15 protein-coding genes and 2 pseudogenes are annotated in these 18,755 nt (G+C 65.6%); 6 read left to right on the top strand and 11 right to left on the bottom strand.

Annotated features, from left to right (window positions below; all coding sequences use genetic code 11):
* Positions 1–191 (bottom strand): annotated as a pseudogene (locus tag MUN73_RS15220) (transposase); the annotation flags it as partial.
* 172 nt (positions 192–363) lie between these two features.
* Here MUN73_RS15220 and MUN73_RS15215 point away from each other — a divergent pair.
* Positions 364–1,632 carry an RNA-guided endonuclease InsQ/TnpB family protein gene (locus MUN73_RS15215; protein WP_250141348.1) on the top strand — a complete coding sequence of 423 codons (1,269 nt, stop codon included), beginning with the start codon at positions 364–366 and terminating at the stop codon, positions 1,630–1,632.
* Positions 1,633–1,676: 44 nt separating this feature from the next.
* Here MUN73_RS15215 and MUN73_RS15210 read toward each other — a convergent pair whose 3' ends face one another.
* Entirely contained in the window at positions 1,677–2,987 is a 1,311-nt protein-coding gene (locus tag MUN73_RS15210) for a M28 family peptidase (protein ID WP_250141347.1), read from the bottom strand.
* 206 nt (positions 2,988–3,193) lie between these two features.
* A complete protein-coding gene (locus MUN73_RS15205; protein WP_250141346.1) occupies positions 3,194–3,448 on the bottom strand; it encodes an MTH865 family protein in 255 nt (84 codons plus the stop codon).
* A 112-nt stretch (positions 3,449–3,560) separates the two neighbouring features.
* On the opposite strand from MUN73_RS15205, the gene MUN73_RS15200 reads away from it, so the two are divergent.
* The 4 genes and pseudogenes from MUN73_RS15200 to MUN73_RS15185 all read left to right on the top strand — a co-directional run bounded on the left by MUN73_RS15200 (position 3,561) and on the right by MUN73_RS15185 (position 6,003).
* Entirely contained in the window at positions 3,561–4,625 is a 1,065-nt protein-coding gene (locus tag MUN73_RS15200; RefSeq protein ID WP_250141345.1) for a polyprenyl synthetase family protein, read from the top strand.
* Between the two features lie 108 nt (positions 4,626–4,733).
* Positions 4,734–5,117 carry a DUF7541 family protein gene (locus MUN73_RS15195; RefSeq protein WP_250141344.1) on the top strand — a complete coding sequence of 128 codons (384 nt, stop codon included), beginning with the start codon at positions 4,734–4,736 and terminating at the stop codon, positions 5,115–5,117.
* A 39-nt stretch (positions 5,118–5,156) separates the two neighbouring features.
* Positions 5,157–5,396: pseudogene (locus tag MUN73_RS15190) on the top strand (DUF6684 family protein); the annotation flags it as partial.
* A gap of 292 nt (positions 5,397–5,688) precedes the next feature.
* Positions 5,689–6,003: a DUF7520 family protein gene (locus MUN73_RS15185; RefSeq protein ID WP_250141343.1), complete on the top strand. Its 315-nt coding sequence runs from the start codon at positions 5,689–5,691 to the stop codon at positions 6,001–6,003.
* 48 nt (positions 6,004–6,051) lie between these two features.
* On the opposite strand, the gene acs is transcribed toward MUN73_RS15185, so the two are convergent.
* The 4 genes from acs to MUN73_RS15165 all read right to left on the bottom strand — a co-directional run bounded on the left by acs (position 6,052) and on the right by MUN73_RS15165 (position 11,661).
* On the bottom strand, positions 6,052–8,091 hold the full coding sequence (gene acs, locus MUN73_RS15180; RefSeq protein WP_250141342.1) for an acetate--CoA ligase: 2,040 nt from the start codon (positions 8,089–8,091) through the stop codon (positions 6,052–6,054).
* Positions 8,092–8,215: 124 nt separating this feature from the next.
* Entirely contained in the window at positions 8,216–9,916 is a 1,701-nt protein-coding gene (locus MUN73_RS15175) for an acyl-CoA mutase large subunit family protein (RefSeq protein ID WP_250141341.1), read from the bottom strand.
* Positions 9,917–9,992: 76 nt separating this feature from the next.
* Positions 9,993–10,736 carry an NAD(P)H-binding protein gene (locus MUN73_RS15170; protein WP_250141340.1) on the bottom strand — a complete coding sequence of 248 codons (744 nt, stop codon included), beginning with the start codon at positions 10,734–10,736 and terminating at the stop codon, positions 9,993–9,995.
* A 118-nt stretch (positions 10,737–10,854) separates the two neighbouring features.
* Positions 10,855–11,661 carry a CBS pair associated ParBc domain-containing protein gene (locus MUN73_RS15165; RefSeq protein WP_250141339.1) on the bottom strand — a complete coding sequence of 269 codons (807 nt, stop codon included), beginning with the start codon at positions 11,659–11,661 and terminating at the stop codon, positions 10,855–10,857.
* Positions 11,662–11,808: 147 nt separating this feature from the next.
* Here MUN73_RS15165 and MUN73_RS15160 point away from each other — a divergent pair, with 147 nt between their 5' ends.
* On the top strand, positions 11,809–12,042 hold the full coding sequence (locus tag MUN73_RS15160) for a hypothetical protein (RefSeq protein ID WP_250141338.1): 234 nt from the start codon (positions 11,809–11,811) through the stop codon (positions 12,040–12,042).
* Positions 12,043–12,083: 41 nt separating this feature from the next.
* Here the strand turns inward: MUN73_RS15160 and MUN73_RS15155 are convergent, their stop codons facing one another.
* The 4 genes from MUN73_RS15155 to nuoL are packed head-to-tail and all read right to left on the bottom strand — an operon-like array spanning position 12,084 to position 18,754.
* On the bottom strand, positions 12,084–13,568 hold the full coding sequence (locus tag MUN73_RS15155) for a DHH family phosphoesterase (protein ID WP_250141337.1): 1,485 nt from the start codon (positions 13,566–13,568) through the stop codon (positions 12,084–12,086).
* 49 nt (positions 13,569–13,617) lie between these two features.
* Positions 13,618–15,186: an NADH-quinone oxidoreductase subunit N gene (locus MUN73_RS15150; protein ID WP_250141336.1), complete on the bottom strand. Its 1,569-nt coding sequence runs from the start codon at positions 15,184–15,186 to the stop codon at positions 13,618–13,620.
* A complete protein-coding gene (locus tag MUN73_RS15145; RefSeq protein WP_250141335.1) occupies positions 15,186–16,715 on the bottom strand; it encodes a complex I subunit 4 family protein in 1,530 nt (509 codons plus the stop codon). Before MUN73_RS15145 ends, MUN73_RS15150 begins: the two co-directional genes overlap by 1 nt.
* Positions 16,712–18,754, bottom strand: coding sequence for an NADH-quinone oxidoreductase subunit L (gene nuoL / locus MUN73_RS15140; RefSeq protein WP_250141334.1), 2,043 nt, complete (start codon positions 18,752–18,754; stop codon positions 16,712–16,714). Before nuoL ends, MUN73_RS15145 begins: the two co-directional genes overlap by 4 nt.
* Between the last annotated feature and the right edge of the window lies 1 nt (position 18,755).

The raw sequence follows: 18,755 nt of genomic DNA, 5'->3' as shown, positions 1-18,755 counted from the left end.
TCCTTGTGATCTAACTGGTACGTTTTCCCGCCTGTATTGGCGAACTCTTGATCAAAAGCGATCCGAGAGAGGACTTCGAGAAAGTCCTCTCTCGTGTACTTTCCACACGACTTGATGTCAAAGTCGATTTCTGGGTAGACAAGAGTTGATGCGGCACGACAGACCTGTTTTGCTTCGGTTGTCTTGACCATAGACAACTTCACCAGCAGTGTCGTGAATTAGGTTCGGCGTCTACTGTTTACGGCGGGGATACGCGCTGTCACTGGATGACGCCACCCACCGAAGACTGCACGGCTGGATATTCCACGCTCAACCACTATCTTTAATACTGATTAATCCATAAAAATTTATGATCACAGTCAGATGCTGGAAACAACCCGCACCTATCGAGCGAAAATCGTCAACCACTCCCAAGTGAGTGACGACCTCGATGACTGCGGACACTCAGCATCAAAACTGTGGAATGTCGCCCGCTACCACACCCAACAAGAATGGGATGAAACCGGCGAGATACCGTCCGAAGCCGACCTCAAGCGCGAACTAAAAGACCACGAACGATACAGTGACCTCCATTCTCAGTCAAGTCAGCGAGTTCTCGAAGAGCTTGCTGAGTCGTTCAACGGCTGGTTCAAAAAGCGCAAGAACGGCGACACCGACGCGAATCCACCCGGCTACCGAAAGCGAGGCGACAACCACCCACGCTCCACCGTGACGTGGAAACAAAACGGCATCAAACACGACGCCAAGCACAATCAACTCCGCCTGAGCAAGGGCTTCAACCTGAAGAACCACCGCTCGGACTTCATCCTTGTAGAGTACGAGACGCGGCCGGACGTAACCGTGGAGAACATCCAGCAAGTTCGAGCCGTCTGGAACGGCGACCGTTGGGAACTCCATCTCGTCTGCAAGGTCGAGATTCCCGTCGAGGACGCACCCGGCGACAACACGGCGGGTATCGACCTCGGAATCACGAACTATCTCGCCATCGCCTATGACGATGGAGACGCCGAGTTGTATCCGGGGAACGAGATGAAGCAGGATAAACACTACTTCACCCGCGACGAATACAAGACGGAAGGCGAGAACGGCCCGTCCAAACGTGCGCTCCGTGCTCGACAGAAGTTGTCTCGGCGGAAAGACCACTTCCTGCACGCGCTCGCCAAACACATTGTTGAGCGGTGCATCGACCACGACGTCGGACGCATCGCCATCGGTGATTTGAGCAGGATTCGTGAGGACGAGAACGGCGAGTCTCGAAACTGGGGACAACGTGGGAACAAGAAACTCCACGGATGGGAGTTCGACCGCTTCACCACGTTGCTCGAATACAAGGCCGAAGAACACGGTATCCTCGTAGACCGCAAGAGCGAGCGCGACACGAGCAAGACGTGTTCGTGTTGTGGCCGGAAGCGTGACGCGAATCGTGTGGAGCGTGGATTGTACGTCTGTGAGTCGTGCGGTGCGACGATGAACGCAGACGTGAACGGTGCGGTGAACATTCGCAGAAAGATAACTCAGAATCCTTCTACGGGGGATATGAGTAACGGTCGGTTGGCACGGCCAGTAGCCTACCTGTTCAACCAACCCTCGGGGCGTTTCGCACCGAGCGAACGGGGAGGTTGCGAACCTTAATATCCCAACGCTCGGGAATCCTCGCCCTTCAGGGCGGGGGGATGTCAATCGTCGTAGGGCCAGTCGCCGGTAACCCGCATCCCTTCCGCGAGGTCCTGGACCTCGAGGTCCGCGGCGATCGCCTCCGGATCGCGGTGCTCGATCGTCGCGGCCGAGTCGGCGAGTTCGACGACGAGGGCGGTCAGGAGGATCGCCTGTTCCCGGAGGTCGCGCTTTTCGAGTTTGTCGAGCGTGTCGGCGAAGGTGTGACCCCAGCCGCGGCCGACGTCGTCGGAGGTCGAGGTGACGTGATACCCCGGAACGCCCCACTGGACGAACGGCCAGTGGTCGCTGTGGGGGCCGAGTTCGGGCACCGTCTCGATCGGGTGGTCGTACCGCTCGGCGACGGCGTTCGCGGCGGTCTCGAGGCCGTCGAACCCGTGCGTGGTGAGCGAGAGCGTCCGATCGCGGACCACGCCGTCGTTGTTGACGATCGCTTCGATCGTCCCGTGGTCGGTTTCCTCGGCGTGGTAGCCGGACCCCACGAGACCGACCTCCTCGGCCCCGTAGGCGACGAACTCCACGCGGGTCTCGAGGTCGTCCTCCCGGTCCGCGAGCGCGTTCGCGATCTCGACGACCATCGCCGTACCGGCGCCGTTGTCGAGTGCCCCCTCCGCGATGTCGTGGGCGTCGACGTGGCTCGTGACCAGGACGCGATCCTCGGTGTCCGGTCCGAGTTCGGCGTGGACGTTCTGGCTCTCCGCGGGGTGGATCTCCGCGTCGACCGAGACGGTCACGTCGTCGCCCTCGTACCGGCGCGCCAGCCGTGCGCCGACCTCCGCGGAGACGCCGACGGCGGGAATCTCCCCGATCGGATCCGCTTCCGTCCCCACGCTGCCGGTCGGCGGCAGGCAGCCCTCGACGTGGTTGCGGTAGACGAACGCGGCCGCCCCGTTCTCGACCGCGTGGTAGTACTTCTCCCGGCGGTGGACGTACCGATCGTAGTAGTCCGGGATGTCACTGCGGACCATCACGACGGCGTCCTCGACGTCCGCCGACTCGAAGTCCTCCGGCAGGCCGTAGCCGAGGTCGACGAGCGGTGCCGCGATGGCGTCGGCGGGACTGCGGGGAAGCGCGATGCAGTCGAGGTTCTCCTCGCCGGCCGCGATCGTGCTGTCGCCGCGCGTCCAGCCCTGAACGTCGAAGGTGTCAAGTCGGGCGTTTCGCGCGCCGGCCTCGGCGAGCGCGTCGCGGGTCAGTTCCGCGGCCTCGCGTTCGCCGTCGCTGCCGGCCATCCGGTTGCCGATATCGACCAGTCGCTCGAGGTGCGTCCAGCCGACGTCACTGGTGAAGACGTCACCGATCCAGGTCGTCATGCGAGTGGCGAGGACCCACGAGCGGGTAACTGTTCGGGATCGAGACGCAATCGACGACGGGACGCCGATCGGTCGAGAACGGTGCCGGCCCTGGTCGTCGGCGGTTGTCATGAAAACAACATTACGGTTTTCGAACTATCCGGAGTCGCAGGTCCTGACCCGTCGCGGGCCGCGGCCGATGCGGAGACCGTGAACGGATCGCAACCCTACAGTTCGCCTTCGTCTTTCAGTCCGGCGATGATGTCGTCGACGAGCGAGTCGACGTCGTCGTAGGGAAACTCCTGCTGGCCGGAGGCCTTGGTGCCCAGTTCCATCGCGGTGAAGCTGAGATCGCCGGATTCGAAGGAGGTCGCCGGCCCGTTCGGCAGTGCCGGTACGAGATCCATCTGGTTGCTGACGGGGTAGTCCGCGCCCTCGAACGCGTCGACGAGTTGCTCGCGAAGTTCGGCTTCGTCTGCCATGTTCCCGCGTCACCTTGCCGCCCGATTAAGGGTTCCGGAATAGTAATAAATCCAATCAGTGTTGTCCACGAAGAACTGAATCTTTTTGAGGCCGCTCCCTCTCTGAGGGTGTATGCGGGAGACGCTTGCGAAGTGGCGGCCAGCTATCGACGAGGCCATCGCCGACCTCATTCCACGCGAGATCGACGTCGACTATCTCGAGTCGTTCTTCGGCGAGGCGACGTACGAGTACGATCCCGATGGGCTCCAGCGGGCCCTGTCGGATCCGATCTGGGAACTGCTCGATCGGGGCGGCAAACGGTGGCGCGCGGTGCTCTTTCTCGTCTTCATCGACGCGTTCGGCGAGGACCCGGCGGCGTACCTGCCCTACGCCTGTATCCCCGAGATCCTCCACAACGGGACGATCATCGTCGACGACGTCGAGGACGAGGCCGCGATGCGCCGCGGGGAACCGGCCCTGCACCACCTCTACGGCGAGGACGTCGCGCTCAACGCCGGGAACGCGATGTACTTCCTGCCGCTGAAGATCCTGACCCGGGACCCGGCTAACCTGCCGGCCGATCGCCGGCTGGCCGCCTACGAGATGCTGATGGACGAACTCAACCGGACCCACCTCGGCCAGGGGATGGACATCTGCTGGCACAACGAACGCGACGTCCGGGTCACACCCGAGCAGTACCTCGAGATGTGTGCGTGCAAGACCGGCTGCCTGGGGCGGATCGTGGCCCGACTGGCCGCGATCATCACCGATCAGCCGGCCGAGGTGGAGGAAGCCGTCGCGCGGTACGCCGAACTGACCGCGGTCGCGTTCCAGATCGGCGACGACATCCTGGACGTCGAGAACTCGCTCGGCCGTGCCGGCGAGTTCGGCAAGGAGTTCGGCAACGACATCCGCGAGGGGAAAAAGACCCTCCTCGTCATCCACGCGATCGAGAAGAGCGATCCCGAGCGCGCCCGCCGCCTCCAGGAGATCCTCCAGGCCGACACCAACACCGACGAGGAGGTCCTCGAAGCCCTCTCGATCATCGAGGACACCGGGGGCCTCGCGTGTGCCCGTGAGCGTGCCCTCGACCTGGCCGCCGAGGCACGTGCCGAGATCGACGGTCTCGACTTCGATCCCGGGACCGTCGATAAACTCCACGAGTTCACCGAGTTCGTCATCGATCGCGACGCGTAACGGCCGTCGATCCCGCTCTCCCGTCTCCGATTCTGTCACGGATCCGTGACTGTCGTCACCGCCGATCTCCGGGACCAGTTACAACTGCGGGGCCGTGGTAGGGTGCGTATGGCCGATCACACCACCCGGACCGACGATCGGACGACCGCGAGTCCGTGGCCGTTCCTGCTCGCCGTCTCCCTCGTCCTGTCCGAGGTCGGCATCCTCGTCGGCCTCGGCCCCCTCGCGGTCGGCGGACTCGTGCTGTTCGTGGCCAGCGTCGCCGGCTTCGTCGCCGAGTCGAACCACGTGACGAGTCCGTGGCCGATCGCGGCGGGGCTCGGGATCGTCTTCGTCGCCGGCGGCACGTTCCTGTACGCCGTCGGAACCGACCTGCTGACGATCGCCGGTAGCGACGCCCTCGTCGGACTGGCGACCCGGGGAACCGCGATCGCCGTCGCCGGCGCGTTCGCGGTACTGGGGGCCGTGATCGGCCGGTATCGGGACGGATGACCGACCCTCCAGCGCACTCCACCAACGGTACCACTACCAATGAGCCGACGAGCCTTCGACACCGAAATCGCGATCGACCTCGTAGTCAACGCCATTCCGCTGGCGATCATCCTGTTCTTCGTCGCCACCTTCGCAGTCTTCAACCCGTGGGGGGTCGACCCGCTCCAGTCGGGTCTCCAGTTCGCGATCCTCCTGTCGATCGCCACCGTGCTCGCGATCGCGACCGGCCTGGCGGCCCGGGTGATCGAGACCGATCCGCGGACCCGGGGCGAGTCGGCGTCGGTGATCGACGGCGGCGACTCGGCACCGACGGTCGACGACGGCGACGCCGGGGACGCGATCGACGGCGTCGAATCGGCGGCCGGGGTCGAGGAAGGCGATTCGACCGACCAGGAGTGACGGGCCAGTCTCTCCGCTCGCGTACTCAGGTGGCGATGAGGACGTACCCCGAGACGGCCATCAGGAGCGCGATCCCGACCAGGACCAGGCCGAACAGTTCCTTCTCTTTCACGGTCTCCGTATCACCGAAACCGGACAAAAAGGCTCTGACACGCGCACTGACCTGTCAGCGATGACGCCGGATCGAGCCCCCGATTCCGATCGGTCCCGGACTGCGGGCGAAGCCGAGATGCGGTCGCTCGCGGGCCGCCGCGTCGTCGTCGGCCTGGGACTCGCGCTCGTCGCCGTCACCGCCGCGTTCGGGGCGGTGCTCGGCTACGCGCTTCCCGCTCGATCGGGCATCGAGACGCTCGCCGTCGCCGGGGTCTCGGTCCCGGTCTCGCCCGTGACGATGGCGCTCTACGGGGTTCTCGCGGTGGGAACGCTCCTGGCAGTGGGACTACTGGCGCTACACATCGTGTCGCGGTTCGACGAGAATGCAGAGTGAGCGCGGGTCGCGATCGGCCGCGGTCGGCAGTGTGGATGCGAAACGCCGCTAGTCGGTCTCGACCTGTTCTGCGATGTCGTCGACGACGCCCGGGTTCCGTAGCGTCGACGTGTCGCCGAGTTCGTCGCCGCTCGCGATGTCCTCGAGCAGGCGGCGCATGATCTTCCCCGATCGGGTCTTGGGCAGTTCGGGCGTGAAGACCACCTGTTCGGGGCGGGCGATCGGCCCGATGCCGTCCTCGACGCCGTCGACGATTCGCTCGCGCAGATCGTCGGTCGGCTCCTGTCCGTCCTCGAGGATGACGTAGGCGTAGACGGCCTGCCCCTTGACCTCGTGGTCCCCGCCGACGACGGCTGCCTCGGCGACCCCGGGGACCCCGACGATCGCGGACTCGATCTCCATCGTGCCGAGTCGGTGGCCGGAGACGTTGATCACGTCGTCGACCCGACCCAGCACGGTGACGAAGCCGTCCTCGTCGATCGTCGCACCGTCCTCGGGGAAGTAGACCCACTCGTCGGCGTCCTCACGAGACTCCGTCGAGTGAGGGGTCGTCAACTGTCTGTTGACGGCGTCCGGGTCGGAGTACTCCTGCCAGTACTCCGTGAGGAATCGATCGTCGTTGTCGTACAGCGTCCGGAGCATTCCCGGCCAGGGGTTCTGGACGGTGAGATAGCCCGCGTCGCCGGGGTCGACGGGGGTTCCTTCGACGTCGACGACCTGCGCGTCGATCCCCGGCAAGGGTGGCCCCGCGGAGCCGGGTTTCATGGTGTTGATCCCCGGCAGCGTGGTGATCATCATGCCCCCGGTCTCGGTCTGCCACCAGGTGTCGACGATCGGGCACTCCTCACCGCCGATGTGCTTGTAGTACCACTTCCAGGCGCGCGGGTTGATGGGCTCCCCGACGGTGCCGAGCAGGCGAAGGCTCGAGAGGTCGTGCCCTGCGGGATACTCCTCGCCCCACTTCATGAACGAGCGGATGGCGGTGGGGGCAGTGTAGAAGATGTCCACCCGGTTCTTCTCGATCAGTTCCCAGAGGCGATCGCGCTCGGGATAGTCGGGGGTCCCCTCGTACATCATGGTCGTCGTTCCGAGGGCGAGCGGGCCGTAGACGATGTAGGAGTGGCCCGTGATCCAGCCGATGTCGGCCGCACACCAGTAGGTATCCTCCGGCTTCACGTCCAGGACGGCGTGGGAGGTCCACGCCGCGTACGAGAGGTAGCCACCGGTCGTGTGTTTGACGCCCTTCGGTTCGCCGGTCGTTCCCGAGGTGTACATCAGGAACAGCATGTCCTCGGCGTCCCGCGAGACCGGCTCGACCGTCGCTCCCTCGTGGGCGTCGACCAGGTCGTCGTAGTCGTGGGCGTCGTTCCCGAGGAAGTGCGTGAGTTCGTCTCCGAGTCGATCGACGACGACCGTCTGGACGTCGTGGTCCACCCCGCGCAGCCCCTTGTCGGCTTTCTCCTTGTGGTTGAGCGCGTCGCCGCGGCGGTAGTAGCCGTCGCAGGTGACGAGGTACTCGCTGTCGGCCGAGTTCATCCGCGTGGCGAGCGCGTCCGCCGAGAAGCCGGCGAAGACGACCGAGTGCGGTGCGCCGATGCGGGCACAGGCCAGCATCGCGATCGGCAACTCCGGGATCATCGGCATGTACAACGTGACGACGTCGTCCTCCTCGACGCCGAGCTCACGAAGCGCCGCCGCGAAGGCCTCGACCTCGTTCAGCAGGTCGCCGTAGGTGTACGTTCGGGTCTCGCCGAGTTCGCCCTCCCACTTGATCGCCGCCTGATTCTTCCGTCCGTCCTCGACGTGGCGATCGAGGCAGTTGTACGACGCGTTGAGTTCGCCGCCGGTGAACCACTCGTAGAACGGCGCGTCGCCGTCCTCGAGAACGGTGTCGTGCGCCTCGTCCCACGAGAGCAGGTCGGCTGCTCGTTCCCAGCACTCCGGCCAGTTCTCCTCGAACTCCTCGTAAATCGCCTCGTCGGTGACGTTCGCCCCCTCGACGAACGACTCGGGAGGCTCGAACCGATCCTGCTCCTCGAGTCGTGCCTCGAGTTCGACCTCCGTTCCGTCGCCGGATTCGTCGCTCATGGATACCGAGACCATCGCACATGAACGGGATAAACGTTACCCCGATCGGCGTCTCGTCCCGCAGTTTTCCGACCCGACGAATGCGAACCGATTCGATCGTGCGTTCGCGATGGACGGCGGGCGCTCAGGCCAGTCCGATCTCCTCGCTGTAGGCGCCGTGTGCGTCCTCGAACACCTGCATGATCTCGCCCATCGTCGCGTACGCCTTGACGGCGTCGACGATGTACGGCATCGTGTTCTCGCCGCGATCGATCGCCGCCTGAAGTTCGTCGAGCGCGTCTTCGACGGCGTCGTCGTCCCGATCGGCCTTGACGTCCTCGAGGCGGGCGAGCTGGCGTTCCTCCGTGGTCTCGTCGATCTGGAGGATGTCGGGACTGGTGTCCTCCTCGAGCGTGTACTTGTTGACCCCGACGACGACCTCCTCCTCGCGCTCGACGCGTTCCTGGTACTCGTAGGAGGCCTCCTGGATCTCGCGGAGGAAGTAGCCGTCGTCGATGCCCTGCAGGATGCCGTCACGGACCGAGCCGTCGCCCATGTCGCGGATCTCCTCGAGGTAGCGCATCGTTCGCTGTTCGGTCTCGTCGGTGAGCGCCTCGACGGCGAAACTCCCGCCCATAGGGTCGACGATGTCCGCGACGCCGGACTCGTCGGCGATGATCTGCTGGGTTCGCAGCGCGACCCGGACCGCCTTCTCGGAGGGCAAGGCGAGCGCCTCGTCGAAGCTGTTGGTGTGAAGCGACTGGGTACCGCCGAGGACGCCGGCCAGCGCCTGGATCGTCACCCGGACGACGTTGTTCAGCGGCTGCTGGGCGGTCAGCGACTGGCCCGCAGTCTGGGTGTGGAACTTGAGGCGCTTCGACTCGGCCTTCTCAGCACCGTACCAGTCGTCCATCACGCGGGCGTAGATCCGCCGGGCCGCCCGGTACTTGGCGATCTCCTCGAAGAAGGAGTTGTGACAGTTGAAGAAAAAGGAGAGCCGCGGGGCGAACTCGTCGACGTCCAGGCCGCGATCGATCGCGTCCTCCACGTAGCCGAAGCCGTCGGCGAGCGTGAACGCGAGTTCCTGGACGGCGGTCGACCCCGCCTCGCGGATGTGATAGCCCGAGACGGAGATGGGGTGGAACTTCGGCGTCTCCTCGGTGCTGAACTCGACGACGTCCGTGACGAGATCGAGCGAGGGCTCCGGAGGAATCACCCACTCCTTCTGTGCGATGAACTCCTTGAACATGTCGTTCTGGAGGGTGCCCCGGATCTTCTCGCGCGGGACGCCCTGCTGGTCCGCCAGCGCGACGTACATCGCGTAGATCACCGGTGCGGACGGGTTGATCGTGAAACTCGTCGAGATCTCCTCGAGATCGATCCCGTCGAAGAGGATCTCCATGTCCCGGAGCGTGTCGACGGCGACGCCCTCCTTGCCGACCTCGCCCTGACTCATCGGGTCGTCGGAGTCCAGTCCCATCAGCGTCGGCATGTCGAACGCCGTCGAGAGCCCGGTCTGACCCTCGTCGATCAGGTAGTGGAAGCGCTCGTTGGTCTCCTCTGCGGTCCCGAAGCCGGCGAACTGGCGCATCGTCCACGTCCGCCCGCGGTACATCGTCGGGTACGGACCCCGGGTGTAGGGCTCTTCGCCCGGAAAGCCGAGATCCTCGAGGTAGTCGAGGTCGGCGACGTCGTCGGGCGTGTAGAGCCGATCCACTTCGAGGTTCGAGACCGTCGCGAATCGATCCTGGCGCTCCCCGTGACGCTCCAGCACGGGATCGAGCGTCTCTTCTTCCCACTCCTCCGTGGCCTCCCGGATCGATTCGAGGTCCTCGTCGTCGTACATAATCGCAATTTTTGCCGGGCCGAGCATTAAGGATTCCGGGACCTGCTGGCACGCCCCACGACGCTGGCCGGCGTCCTCAGAGGCGCATCCGATCGCTATCGGCCTGCACCCGATCGAACGCCCAGTCGACGTCGACGAGATTCGACGGCGTCCCCTCGAGTCCGTCCCGGCTGACGACCTCGAACGTTCGATTCCGCGCGTCCGGGGTGAACGGCGCCGCGGCGAGCACCCGTGCGAGATCGGTCCGTGCGATCGATCCCGACACCGAGTCGCCGCCCTCGCCGACCAGCAGGTCGCCGGTCGGCGGTGCGTCCGTCAGTTTCCCGGGACGAACGATCGTGTAGTCCAGCCCCGAGCGCCGGATCGCCATCTCGGCGTCCTGTTTCGCCTTCAGCGATCCGCGGATGAGGAGTCGGGCGGGGAGTGACAGTCCGGCCTTCGAGTTGCCGACCCCGATCGCACTGGTGTGGACGACGTGGGAAACGTCTTCGGCCACCGCCGCCGTCAGGAGGTTGAGTACGCCGGTTCGATCGACGAGTTTGCCCCCGATCGTGTGCCGGTAACTCGGTGCGGTCCCCAGTGCGCAGTAGACGGTGTCACAGTCCTCGACGGCGGTGACGGCGTCCGCGGGGTCGAAGAAGTCCGCCACGACGACCTCGTCCGCACCGAGGCGATCCAGGGTGTCCACGTCGGCGTACGACCGGCAGGTCGCACGGACGGTGAGGTCGGTCGGGCGGAGGACGGACAGCAGTTCGGTGCCAGTGTCGCCGGTCCCGCCGGCGATCAGGACGCGATCGGCAGTCGCTCCAGCGTCGGTCATTGACGAGGGATACTCGCCCGGTACGGATAACCCTCACCAGTAGTCATGCGGGGCGACAGTCGCCGGGACGAACCCGACCTGGCTATGCGAAGCGACGGATCGAAACGGAGAGGAGGTCCTACTCCCCGGACTGGAGCCGTTTGGTCGTCTGGACCAGTGGGTGGCGAGCGTAGTCGACGACCTCGATGTCGTCGATCCGTTCGAGGTTCTCCTTCTCGGCCGTCTTGGCCATCCCGAGATCGACCTCGTAGTCGACGACGATGACGTAGGCGTCCATCTCGTCGATCTCCAGTCGGTCCGCCGCGAGCACGCGGTGGTGGCCGTCGGCCAGCAGGAGCGTCCCGGCGTTGTCGATCACGACGAGGGGTTCGGCGAGGCCGTGCTCCAGTTCGTACCGTCGCCCCTCGAGTTCGTCGGCGTAGACCCGGCCCTGGGTGGGAGTGAGTTCGTCGAGCGGAACGGTGCGGCGTTCCTGGCTGAGCGTGACGTCGTGGATCTGCTCGAGCGTCCGCATCAGTTTCCCGACCTTCTCGGGGGTCGCCCGCTCGATCTGGCTCCGGATCACGTCCGCGTTCGAGATGATGCCGACGAGGTTCCCCGCGTCGTCGACGACCGGGAGTTTCTGGATCCCCGATCGGAGGATGACCCGGGCCGCGTCGGTCACCTTCATCTCGGGGTGGGCGACGAGCAGATCGGTCGTCATCACCTTGAAGATCGGGTCGCCGTCGTCGGCGAGCAACAGGTCCCGGGAACTGACGAACCCTTCGACCCGACGGCGTTCACAGACCGGGAATCCGCTGTGCTTGTCGCTCTCGGCGATCCGCTTTGCGACCGCCCCGACGGTCGCGTCGGGCGAAACCGTCGCCACGTCGCGCGTCATGTACTCCTCGACCCGGGGTTTGCTCCGTTCCGACGCGATCTCCATACCCGAGGATTGGGCGTCCGCGAGCAAAAGTACTGTCCTGTCGCCGTCGACGACTCCCCCGGCCATCGATCGGATCGCGCCGGCGAGGGGAGACGGCCTGCCGACCGTCATCCGAACGATTTTGTCACTATCATCGGTAGCGAACGTATGTCCAGTGCCCACCCGCCAGAGAGCGGTCTCGTCGCGTACGCTATCGTGCTCGGTCTCGGGCTGTTGACGATCGGCGTCGGCAGTCTGGTCGGGGCCCTCCTCTTCGGGATTCCGGTCACCGTAGTGATCCAACTGCTCGGCGGCGTCGCGTCGCTCGTCGTTTCCCTCCTGTTCCTGTATCTCTTCTACAGGCTCGTTCTCGCCATGGAGCGCATCGCCAGGAAGCTATAACCCCAGTTCGAGGGATCGATCGTGGCGCGTGTCCCGGGAGATCAGGACGTCTCCTCGTCCTCGTCCATCGTGAACAGCCACTCGCTCGTCCGCGTGTAGGTCCCGACCGGGATGCCGGGCTGGGTCCGGATCGCCTCGAAGAACCGGTTGGCGATGACCTCCTCGACGACGCTGACGATCGAGTCGACCTCCCGTTCGCCGTCGGCGCTGGCGAGGATGCCGATCTCGAGTTGCGCGCCGGCCATGTCGGCGTGGCCGCCCGCGCTCCCGATCTGGTCGAACGCGTCCCGCAGGGTCTCGCCGAGGTCGACGTCGCCGGCCCGCGATCGAGCCGAGAGGAACGCCATTTCGTCCATGAACCCGAAGACGAGGGTCGTCTCGACGCCCTCCATCGCGAGCAACTGGTCGGCGGCCTGCGGCAGGGCGTCGCGGTTCCCGATCCGGCCGACGCTCGCGACCGCGACCGAATCGCGCTGGTCACGGTTCTTGATCGCCCGCGCGATCGTCTCCAGGGTCTCGCCCTCGACGGTCGGCTGTTCGATCTGGCGCAGGACGGTCGTGTCGACGTGGGGCCACAGCAACGACGCGGCGTTGAAGTCCGCGGCGGACACCTCGCGGGTGAAGTCGTTCGTGTCGACGCGGATGCCGTACAGCAGTGCCGTCGCCGTCGCCGAATCGAACGGGACGTCGAACCGATCGAGATACTCCGTCAGGACGGTACTGGTCGCGCCGACGTACTCTCGAAGGTCGACGAACTCCCCGGGGACCGGCCCGCGGGGCGGGTGGTGGTCGATGACGATGTCGGCGTGGAGGTCGTCCGGCAGTTGGTCGTTGACCCCGGGCCTGGAGTGATCGATCAGGGCGAACGCCTCGTACTCCGACAGGGAGTCGTCCGGCGCGAGATTCCGCAGGTCGAGATCCAGCAGGTTGACCATCGCCCGGTTCTCCTGGTGGGAGATCTCGCCGTAGTAACAGGCGTCGGCGTCGACGCCGACCGACGCCGCGATGTCGACCAGCGCGACCGCGCTCGCGATCGCGTCCGGGTCCGGGTTGTCGTGCATCATCACCCCCAGCCGACCGTCGATCGTCTGCAGTTGTGCCCGGAGTTCGATGGCGGCCTCGGCGGACGTGGTCGTGGTTTCGGCGAGCACCTGGTCGACCATCGCCGCTTCGGCGTCGACGACGTGGTCCGCGAGGGCGCGACACTCCCGTCGGTCGGTTTCGGTCGCGTTCCCGCCCATGTAGACGACGATCGAGGACGACGGAAACTCCGCCCGGGCGTGTTCGAGTGCGGCGCGGTTGACGTCGGTCCGGTCGGCGGCCACGAAGATCACGCCTGGCGTCTCGAGGTCGGCGATGACCGATCGATCGGTGGGATCACCGCGGCGCGCCGGGACGCTCTCGTCGCGCAGGGTCTCGACCGTGCGCTGGTCCTCGGTGATTACGAGGAGACGGTGCCCGTCGGAAAGCCGTTCGACGACCCGCTGACCGACGGACCCACAGCCGAGCACCAGCCGGAAACCCATATATCGCGGCTTGCGAGCGCGACGGGTAAAAGCTACCGGGTCGGCGATTTCAGCCGAGGACGGCGGCCGCCGCTTCAGATGCGGTATCGGCGACCGGTCCGAACGCAGGGAGCAGGACGACCGTCATCACCGCCGCGACGACGATCGCCGCGTACAGTGCGGTCGGCTGGGTGAGCGCGTCGCGCTCGACGATCGGCTCTTCGATCCAGACGGCCTTCACCAGCCGCGAGTAGTAGTACAGCGAGAGCGCGCTGTTGACCACCAGCGCCGCGGCGACGACGAGCATGGCGGTGGTGCCGACCTGGAGCGCCCCGGTGAACAGGAAGTACTTGCTCCAGAAGCCACCCAGCGGCGGCACGCCCGCGAGGCTGAACATGAAGATGCCGAGGGCGACGCAGGCGACCGGAGCCCGGTTCGCCAGGCCGCCGTAGTCCTCGAAGGTGCGACCGACGCCCCAGTGTTCGGCCAGCGCGACGAACAGGAACGCACCCGTGTTCATGAAGCCGTAGACCAGCAGGTGCATCATCGCCGCGCTCATCACGACCTCGCCGCCGTCGGCGGTCACTCCGGCCAGGCCGATCAACACGTAGCCGGCGTGGCCGATCGAGGAGTACGCGAGCATCCGCTTGACGTTGTCCTGGGTCGCCGCCGCGAAGTTCCCGACCGTCATCGTGACGATCGCGAGGATGACGAAGGCCCAGGTCCACTCGATCCCGATCACCTCGGTCGTCGCCTCGAGCGGGAACGCCGTCGTGAACACGCGGAACGCGATCACGAAGCCGGCGGCCTTCGAGGCCGACGAGAGGAACGCCGAAATCGGGGCCGGCGCGCCCTCGTAGGCTTCGGGCGCCCAGAAGTGGAACGGGACGCTCGCGGTCTTGAACGCGAAGCCGCCGACGAGCATCAGGATGCCGAGTCCGAGCAGGCCGCCCAGTTCGGCGACGTCGTGGCCCGAACCCGGCTCGATCCCGCCTGCGACCGCGTCGGAGCCGCCCACGATCACGTTCGCGATCGCGTCGAGTTGCAGGCTCCCGGTCGCGCCGTAGACGAGGCTGATCCCGTAGACGAAGATGGCCGACGAGAGCGCGCCGATCAGGAAGTACTTCAGGCCGGCCTCGACGCTCCCGCGGTTGTCCTTGAGGATCGAGACGAGCGCGTACGACGGCAGACTCGACAGCTCCATGGCGATGAAGATCGTCACGAGGCTGTTCGCGGTCGCCATCGTCGCCATCCCGGTCGCCGCGAGCATGACCAGCGAGTAGTACTCGGCCTGGTAGGTGTGATCCTGCAGGTAGTCGTAGCTCGCGACCGAGACCAGCGCCGTCACGATCGCGACGATCATCGTGAAGTACAGCGCCAGGCCGTCGACGACGAGTTGCCCGTCGAACAGTTCGATCGCGCCGGTGCTCTCGACGCCGGTGGCGCCGACGCCCGCGGCGATGAACCACGCGGCGACGCCGAGCGAGGCCAGCGAACCGGCGGTCGCGGTCCCCGCCAGCAGCGCCCGGTTCGTCGATCGAGGCGAGATGCTATCGATGAGGAACAGTGCCATCGCGGTCCCGACCAGGAGCAGGACGGGTGCGAGCGCCGTCCACTCGGGGAGTTCGAGGAGTGCCATTACAGTTCACCTCCGTTCGCGATAATCGGATCGACAGCGTCGGTTATCATCTCGAAGATCACGTCCGGCGCCACGCCAAGCAGGATGATCAGTCCGAGCAGCACGAACATCGGGGCGACGTCGTGCAGCGGGGCGTGGCCCACCTCGTAGTCGGTTTCGAGGTGGTACGGACCGAAGACGGTCCGCTGGAGCGCAAAGAGCAGGTAGCCCGCGACGATGACGATGCCGAACATCGCCAGCGGCGTGAACACCTGCGAGTACGGGAGCTGCTCGGAGCCGAAGGACCCGAAGAAGATCGTGAACTCGCCGAAGAATCCGCTCATCAGCGGCAGCCCCATGTAGCCGAACGCGCCGGCGACGAGGATGCCGACGGCGACGGGCATCCGATCGGCAAGCCCGGACATGTCGGTGACCATCCGGGTGTGAGTCGCGTTGTAGACGACGCCGACGGCCATGAACATCAGTCCCGAGATGAGTCCGTGCGAGACCATCTGGAAGGTCGCGCCGCCGACGCCCCACTGGGTGTAGGCGATCAGTCCGAGGATGACGTAGCCCATCGACGAGACCGACGAGTAGGCGACGATCCGCTTGAGGTCGGTCTGGGCCAGCGCCAGCATCGCGCCGTAGATGACGCTGATCACCGCGATCGCGGCGATCGGGACGGCGTAGGCCTCGACCTGGTCGGGGAACATGGTGAAGTTGAACCGGAGCAACGCGTAAGTCCCCATCTTCAGCAGGACGCCCGCGAGCAACACGGAGGCAGGCGTCGGGGCCTCGACGTGGGCGTCGGGAAGCCACGTGTGGAACGGCACCACCGGGACCTTCACCGCGAACCCGAGGAACATCGCGACGAAGACGACCGAGGCGAGCGTCGTGCCGCCGAGGCCGAGGAAGCCCTCCGGGCCGCCCGCGAGCATCGCGCTCGCGATCTCGGGCAGGGCGAAGCTCGTGACCTCGTCGCCGAGGCCGAACACGAGCGCGACGAACGACCCGAACATCACGAGCGACGCCACGTTCGTGTAGACGAAGAACTTGATCGCCGCGTACTTCCGGCGCGGGCCGCCCCAGACGCCGATCAGCAGGTACATCGGGATCAGCACGGCCTCCCAGAAGACGAACCAGAGGAAGAAATCCAGCGCGACGAAGACGCCGATCAGGTTCGTCTCGATGAACAGCAGGAGACCGTAGAACTGCGACTCGCGCTCGTCGATCGGCGTCCACGAACTCACGATCGCCAGCGTCGTCAGGATCGTCGTCAGCACGACAAGCGGCAGGGAGATGCCGTCGAGGCCGACGAACCACGAGATCGCGTAGTCGCCGAACTGGAGCCACTCGACCTGCGACTCGAACGCGAGGTCGCCGTCGAGCAGGGCATTTCCGCTGCCGTCGAAGGCGGCGAACAGCCAGAGGCTGAGCCCCGCGGGAACGAGGCTGATGAGGAAGGCCAGTTTGCCGGCGATACGATTCGGCGCGACGAACGTGACGAGCGCGCCGACCAGCGTGACAGCGATGAGTGTCTCGATCATCATAGGAACCACCCGCCGAGATAGCCGAGCACCAGCAGTAACAGGATGAATCCGGTCACCAGCAGTGCCGCGTAGTTCGTCACGATCCCCGTTTGCAGTCGCTTCACCCGATCACCGCCGAACAGGCTGACGGTCGAGACGCCATCGACGGCGCCGTCGATCGCGGTCTGGTCGAAACGATCGGCCGCGCGAGCGAGCGGGAGCGTCAGGCCCTCCGCGAGCCAGACCTGGTACTCGTCCTGGTAGTAGTTGCTCCGCAGGACGTCGTACGCGGCGCCGAGTTTCGTCGTGTGGCGCGTCGGTTCGGGAACGTTGTACAAGGTGTGTGCCGTGAACGCGCCAGCCAGCGCCAGTCCGAGCGAGAGACCGGCACCGAGCACCAGCGTCAGCGTCTCGGAACCGATCGCCCCTTCCTCGAAGGGGACCGTCTCGTGGTAGGCGTGGTAGGTCAGCCCCTCGACGACGCCGTACTCGCCGTCGAGCCAGAACTCGAGGTACGTGATGTCCAGGCTCGCGAGTTTGGCGATCGGGGCGAGGTTCACGAGGCCGGCGACCGTCGCGAGGACGCCGAGGACGACCAGCGGGGCCTTGATCGACCAGCCCACCGCGTGGGGGTCCTCGGCCGTCTCGGTTCGCGGTTCACCGTGGAAGGTCAGGAATACCATCCGGAAGGTGTAGAAGCCGGTGAAGAAGACGGCGAGCAGGCCCATCGCGTAGGCCGCGAGGATGACCGGTTCCTCGAGGCCGACGATCAGCGCGTCGTAGAGGACCTCGTCTTTCGACCAGAAGCCCGAGAACGGGACGATCCCCGCGAGCGCGAGCGCGCCGGCGAGGAACGTGTAGTAGGTGACGGGGGCCTTGTCCTTCAGGCCGCCCATCTCCCACATGTCCTGTTCGTGGTGCATGAGGACGATGACGGAACCGGCACCGAGGAAGAGCAGGGCCTTGAAGAACGCGTGGTTCATCAGGTGGAAGACCCCGGCGACGTAGCCGCCGACGCCCAGCCCGAGCATCATGTAGCCGTACTGGCTGATCGTCGAGTACGCCAGCACCTGCTTGATGTCGTCCTTGACGACGCCCATCGTCGCCGCGAACAGCGCCGTGAAGCCGCCGACGAACGCGATGATCGCGAGCGCGGTCGGGCTGAGTGCGTAGTAGCCGTACATCCGGGCGACGAGGTAGACGCCCGCGGCGACCATCGTCGCCGCGTGGATCAGCGCCGAGACGGTCGTCGGGCCCTCCATGGCGTCCGGGAGCCACGTGTGAAGCGGGAACTGTGCGGACTTCCCGATGACCCCACCCAGGACGAGCAGGCCGGTGATCGTTACCCAGGTCCCGGCGTCGAAGCCGAACAGCGTCGTCCCGTCGTCGATCGCCGTCTCCGCCGCAGTGACGAAGGAGTCGTCACCGGCGAAGCCGAGCGTGCCGAACGTGGCCGCGATCGCGACGACGCCGACGAGGAAGAAGTAGTCTCCGAAGCGCGTGACCAGGAACGCCTTCTTCGCTGCCGAGGGCGCGGATTTCGTGCGGAACCAGAACCCGATCAGCAGGAACGAACAGAGTCCCACGAGTTCGAAGAACATGAACGCCATCAGCAGGTTGTCCGCGTAAACGAACGCGAGCATGCTGAACGTGAAGAGGCCGAGTCCGGCGTAGTACCGCGGGAGACCGGTCTCGCCCTCGGCGTTCATGTACCCGAGGCTGAAGACGTGGACGAGGAAGGCGATCAACGAGACGATCACCAGCATCAGCGCCGAGAGCGGATCGATCAGGACCCCGAACGTGAACTCGATCCCCTGCGCGCCGGCCTCGCTCGTCGCGTCGCCGGCCGCCCACGTGTACAGCGTCTCGTGATAGGACTCGCCGCTCGCGACGGCCCGGACCATCAACAGCGAGAGCAGCAACGAACCGCCCGTCGCTGCGATGCCCGGGATCGCCCCCTTCTTCGGCAAATAGTTGCCGAAGACGAGCGCGATGACGAAGGCCGCGAGCGGGAACAGTGCGATCGCCGGAGCGAAGCCGAATGTGCCTGTGGCTGCCATC

This window comes from Halosolutus amylolyticus (assembly GCF_023566055.1).
GTDB lineage: Archaea > Halobacteriota > Halobacteria > Halobacteriales > Natrialbaceae > Halosolutus > Halosolutus amylolyticus.
Note: the sequence above shows the minus strand (reverse complement) of the source record. Positions and strands in the feature narration are given on the sequence as shown.

Coding starts and splice junctions, on each gene's coding strand:
- MUN73_RS15215 (WP_250141348.1), top strand. CDS start 364: ATGCTGGAAACAACCCGCACCTATCGAGCGAAAATCGTCAACCACTCC.
- MUN73_RS15210 (WP_250141347.1), bottom strand. CDS start 2,987: ATGACGACCTGGATCGGTGACGTCTTCACCAGTGACGTCGGCTGGACG.
- MUN73_RS15205 (WP_250141346.1), bottom strand. CDS start 3,448: ATGGCAGACGAAGCCGAACTTCGCGAGCAACTCGTCGACGCGTTCGAG.
- MUN73_RS15200 (WP_250141345.1), top strand. CDS start 3,561: ATGCGGGAGACGCTTGCGAAGTGGCGGCCAGCTATCGACGAGGCCATC.
- MUN73_RS15195 (WP_250141344.1), top strand. CDS start 4,734: ATGGCCGATCACACCACCCGGACCGACGATCGGACGACCGCGAGTCCG.
- MUN73_RS15185 (WP_250141343.1), top strand. CDS start 5,689: ATGACGCCGGATCGAGCCCCCGATTCCGATCGGTCCCGGACTGCGGGC.
- acs (WP_250141342.1), bottom strand. CDS start 8,091: ATGAGCGACGAATCCGGCGACGGAACGGAGGTCGAACTCGAGGCACGA.
- MUN73_RS15175 (WP_250141341.1), bottom strand. CDS start 9,916: ATGTACGACGACGAGGACCTCGAATCGATCCGGGAGGCCACGGAGGAG.
- MUN73_RS15170 (WP_250141340.1), bottom strand. CDS start 10,736: ATGACCGACGCTGGAGCGACTGCCGATCGCGTCCTGATCGCCGGCGGG.
- MUN73_RS15165 (WP_250141339.1), bottom strand. CDS start 11,661: ATGGAGATCGCGTCGGAACGGAGCAAACCCCGGGTCGAGGAGTACATG.
- MUN73_RS15160 (WP_250141338.1), top strand. CDS start 11,809: ATGTCCAGTGCCCACCCGCCAGAGAGCGGTCTCGTCGCGTACGCTATC.
- MUN73_RS15155 (WP_250141337.1), bottom strand. CDS start 13,568: ATGGGTTTCCGGCTGGTGCTCGGCTGTGGGTCCGTCGGTCAGCGGGTC.
- MUN73_RS15150 (WP_250141336.1), bottom strand. CDS start 15,186: ATGGCACTCCTCGAACTCCCCGAGTGGACGGCGCTCGCACCCGTCCTG.
- MUN73_RS15145 (WP_250141335.1), bottom strand. CDS start 16,715: ATGATGATCGAGACACTCATCGCTGTCACGCTGGTCGGCGCGCTCGTC.
- nuoL (WP_250141334.1), bottom strand. CDS start 18,754: ATGGCAGCCACAGGCACATTCGGCTTCGCTCCGGCGATCGCACTGTTC.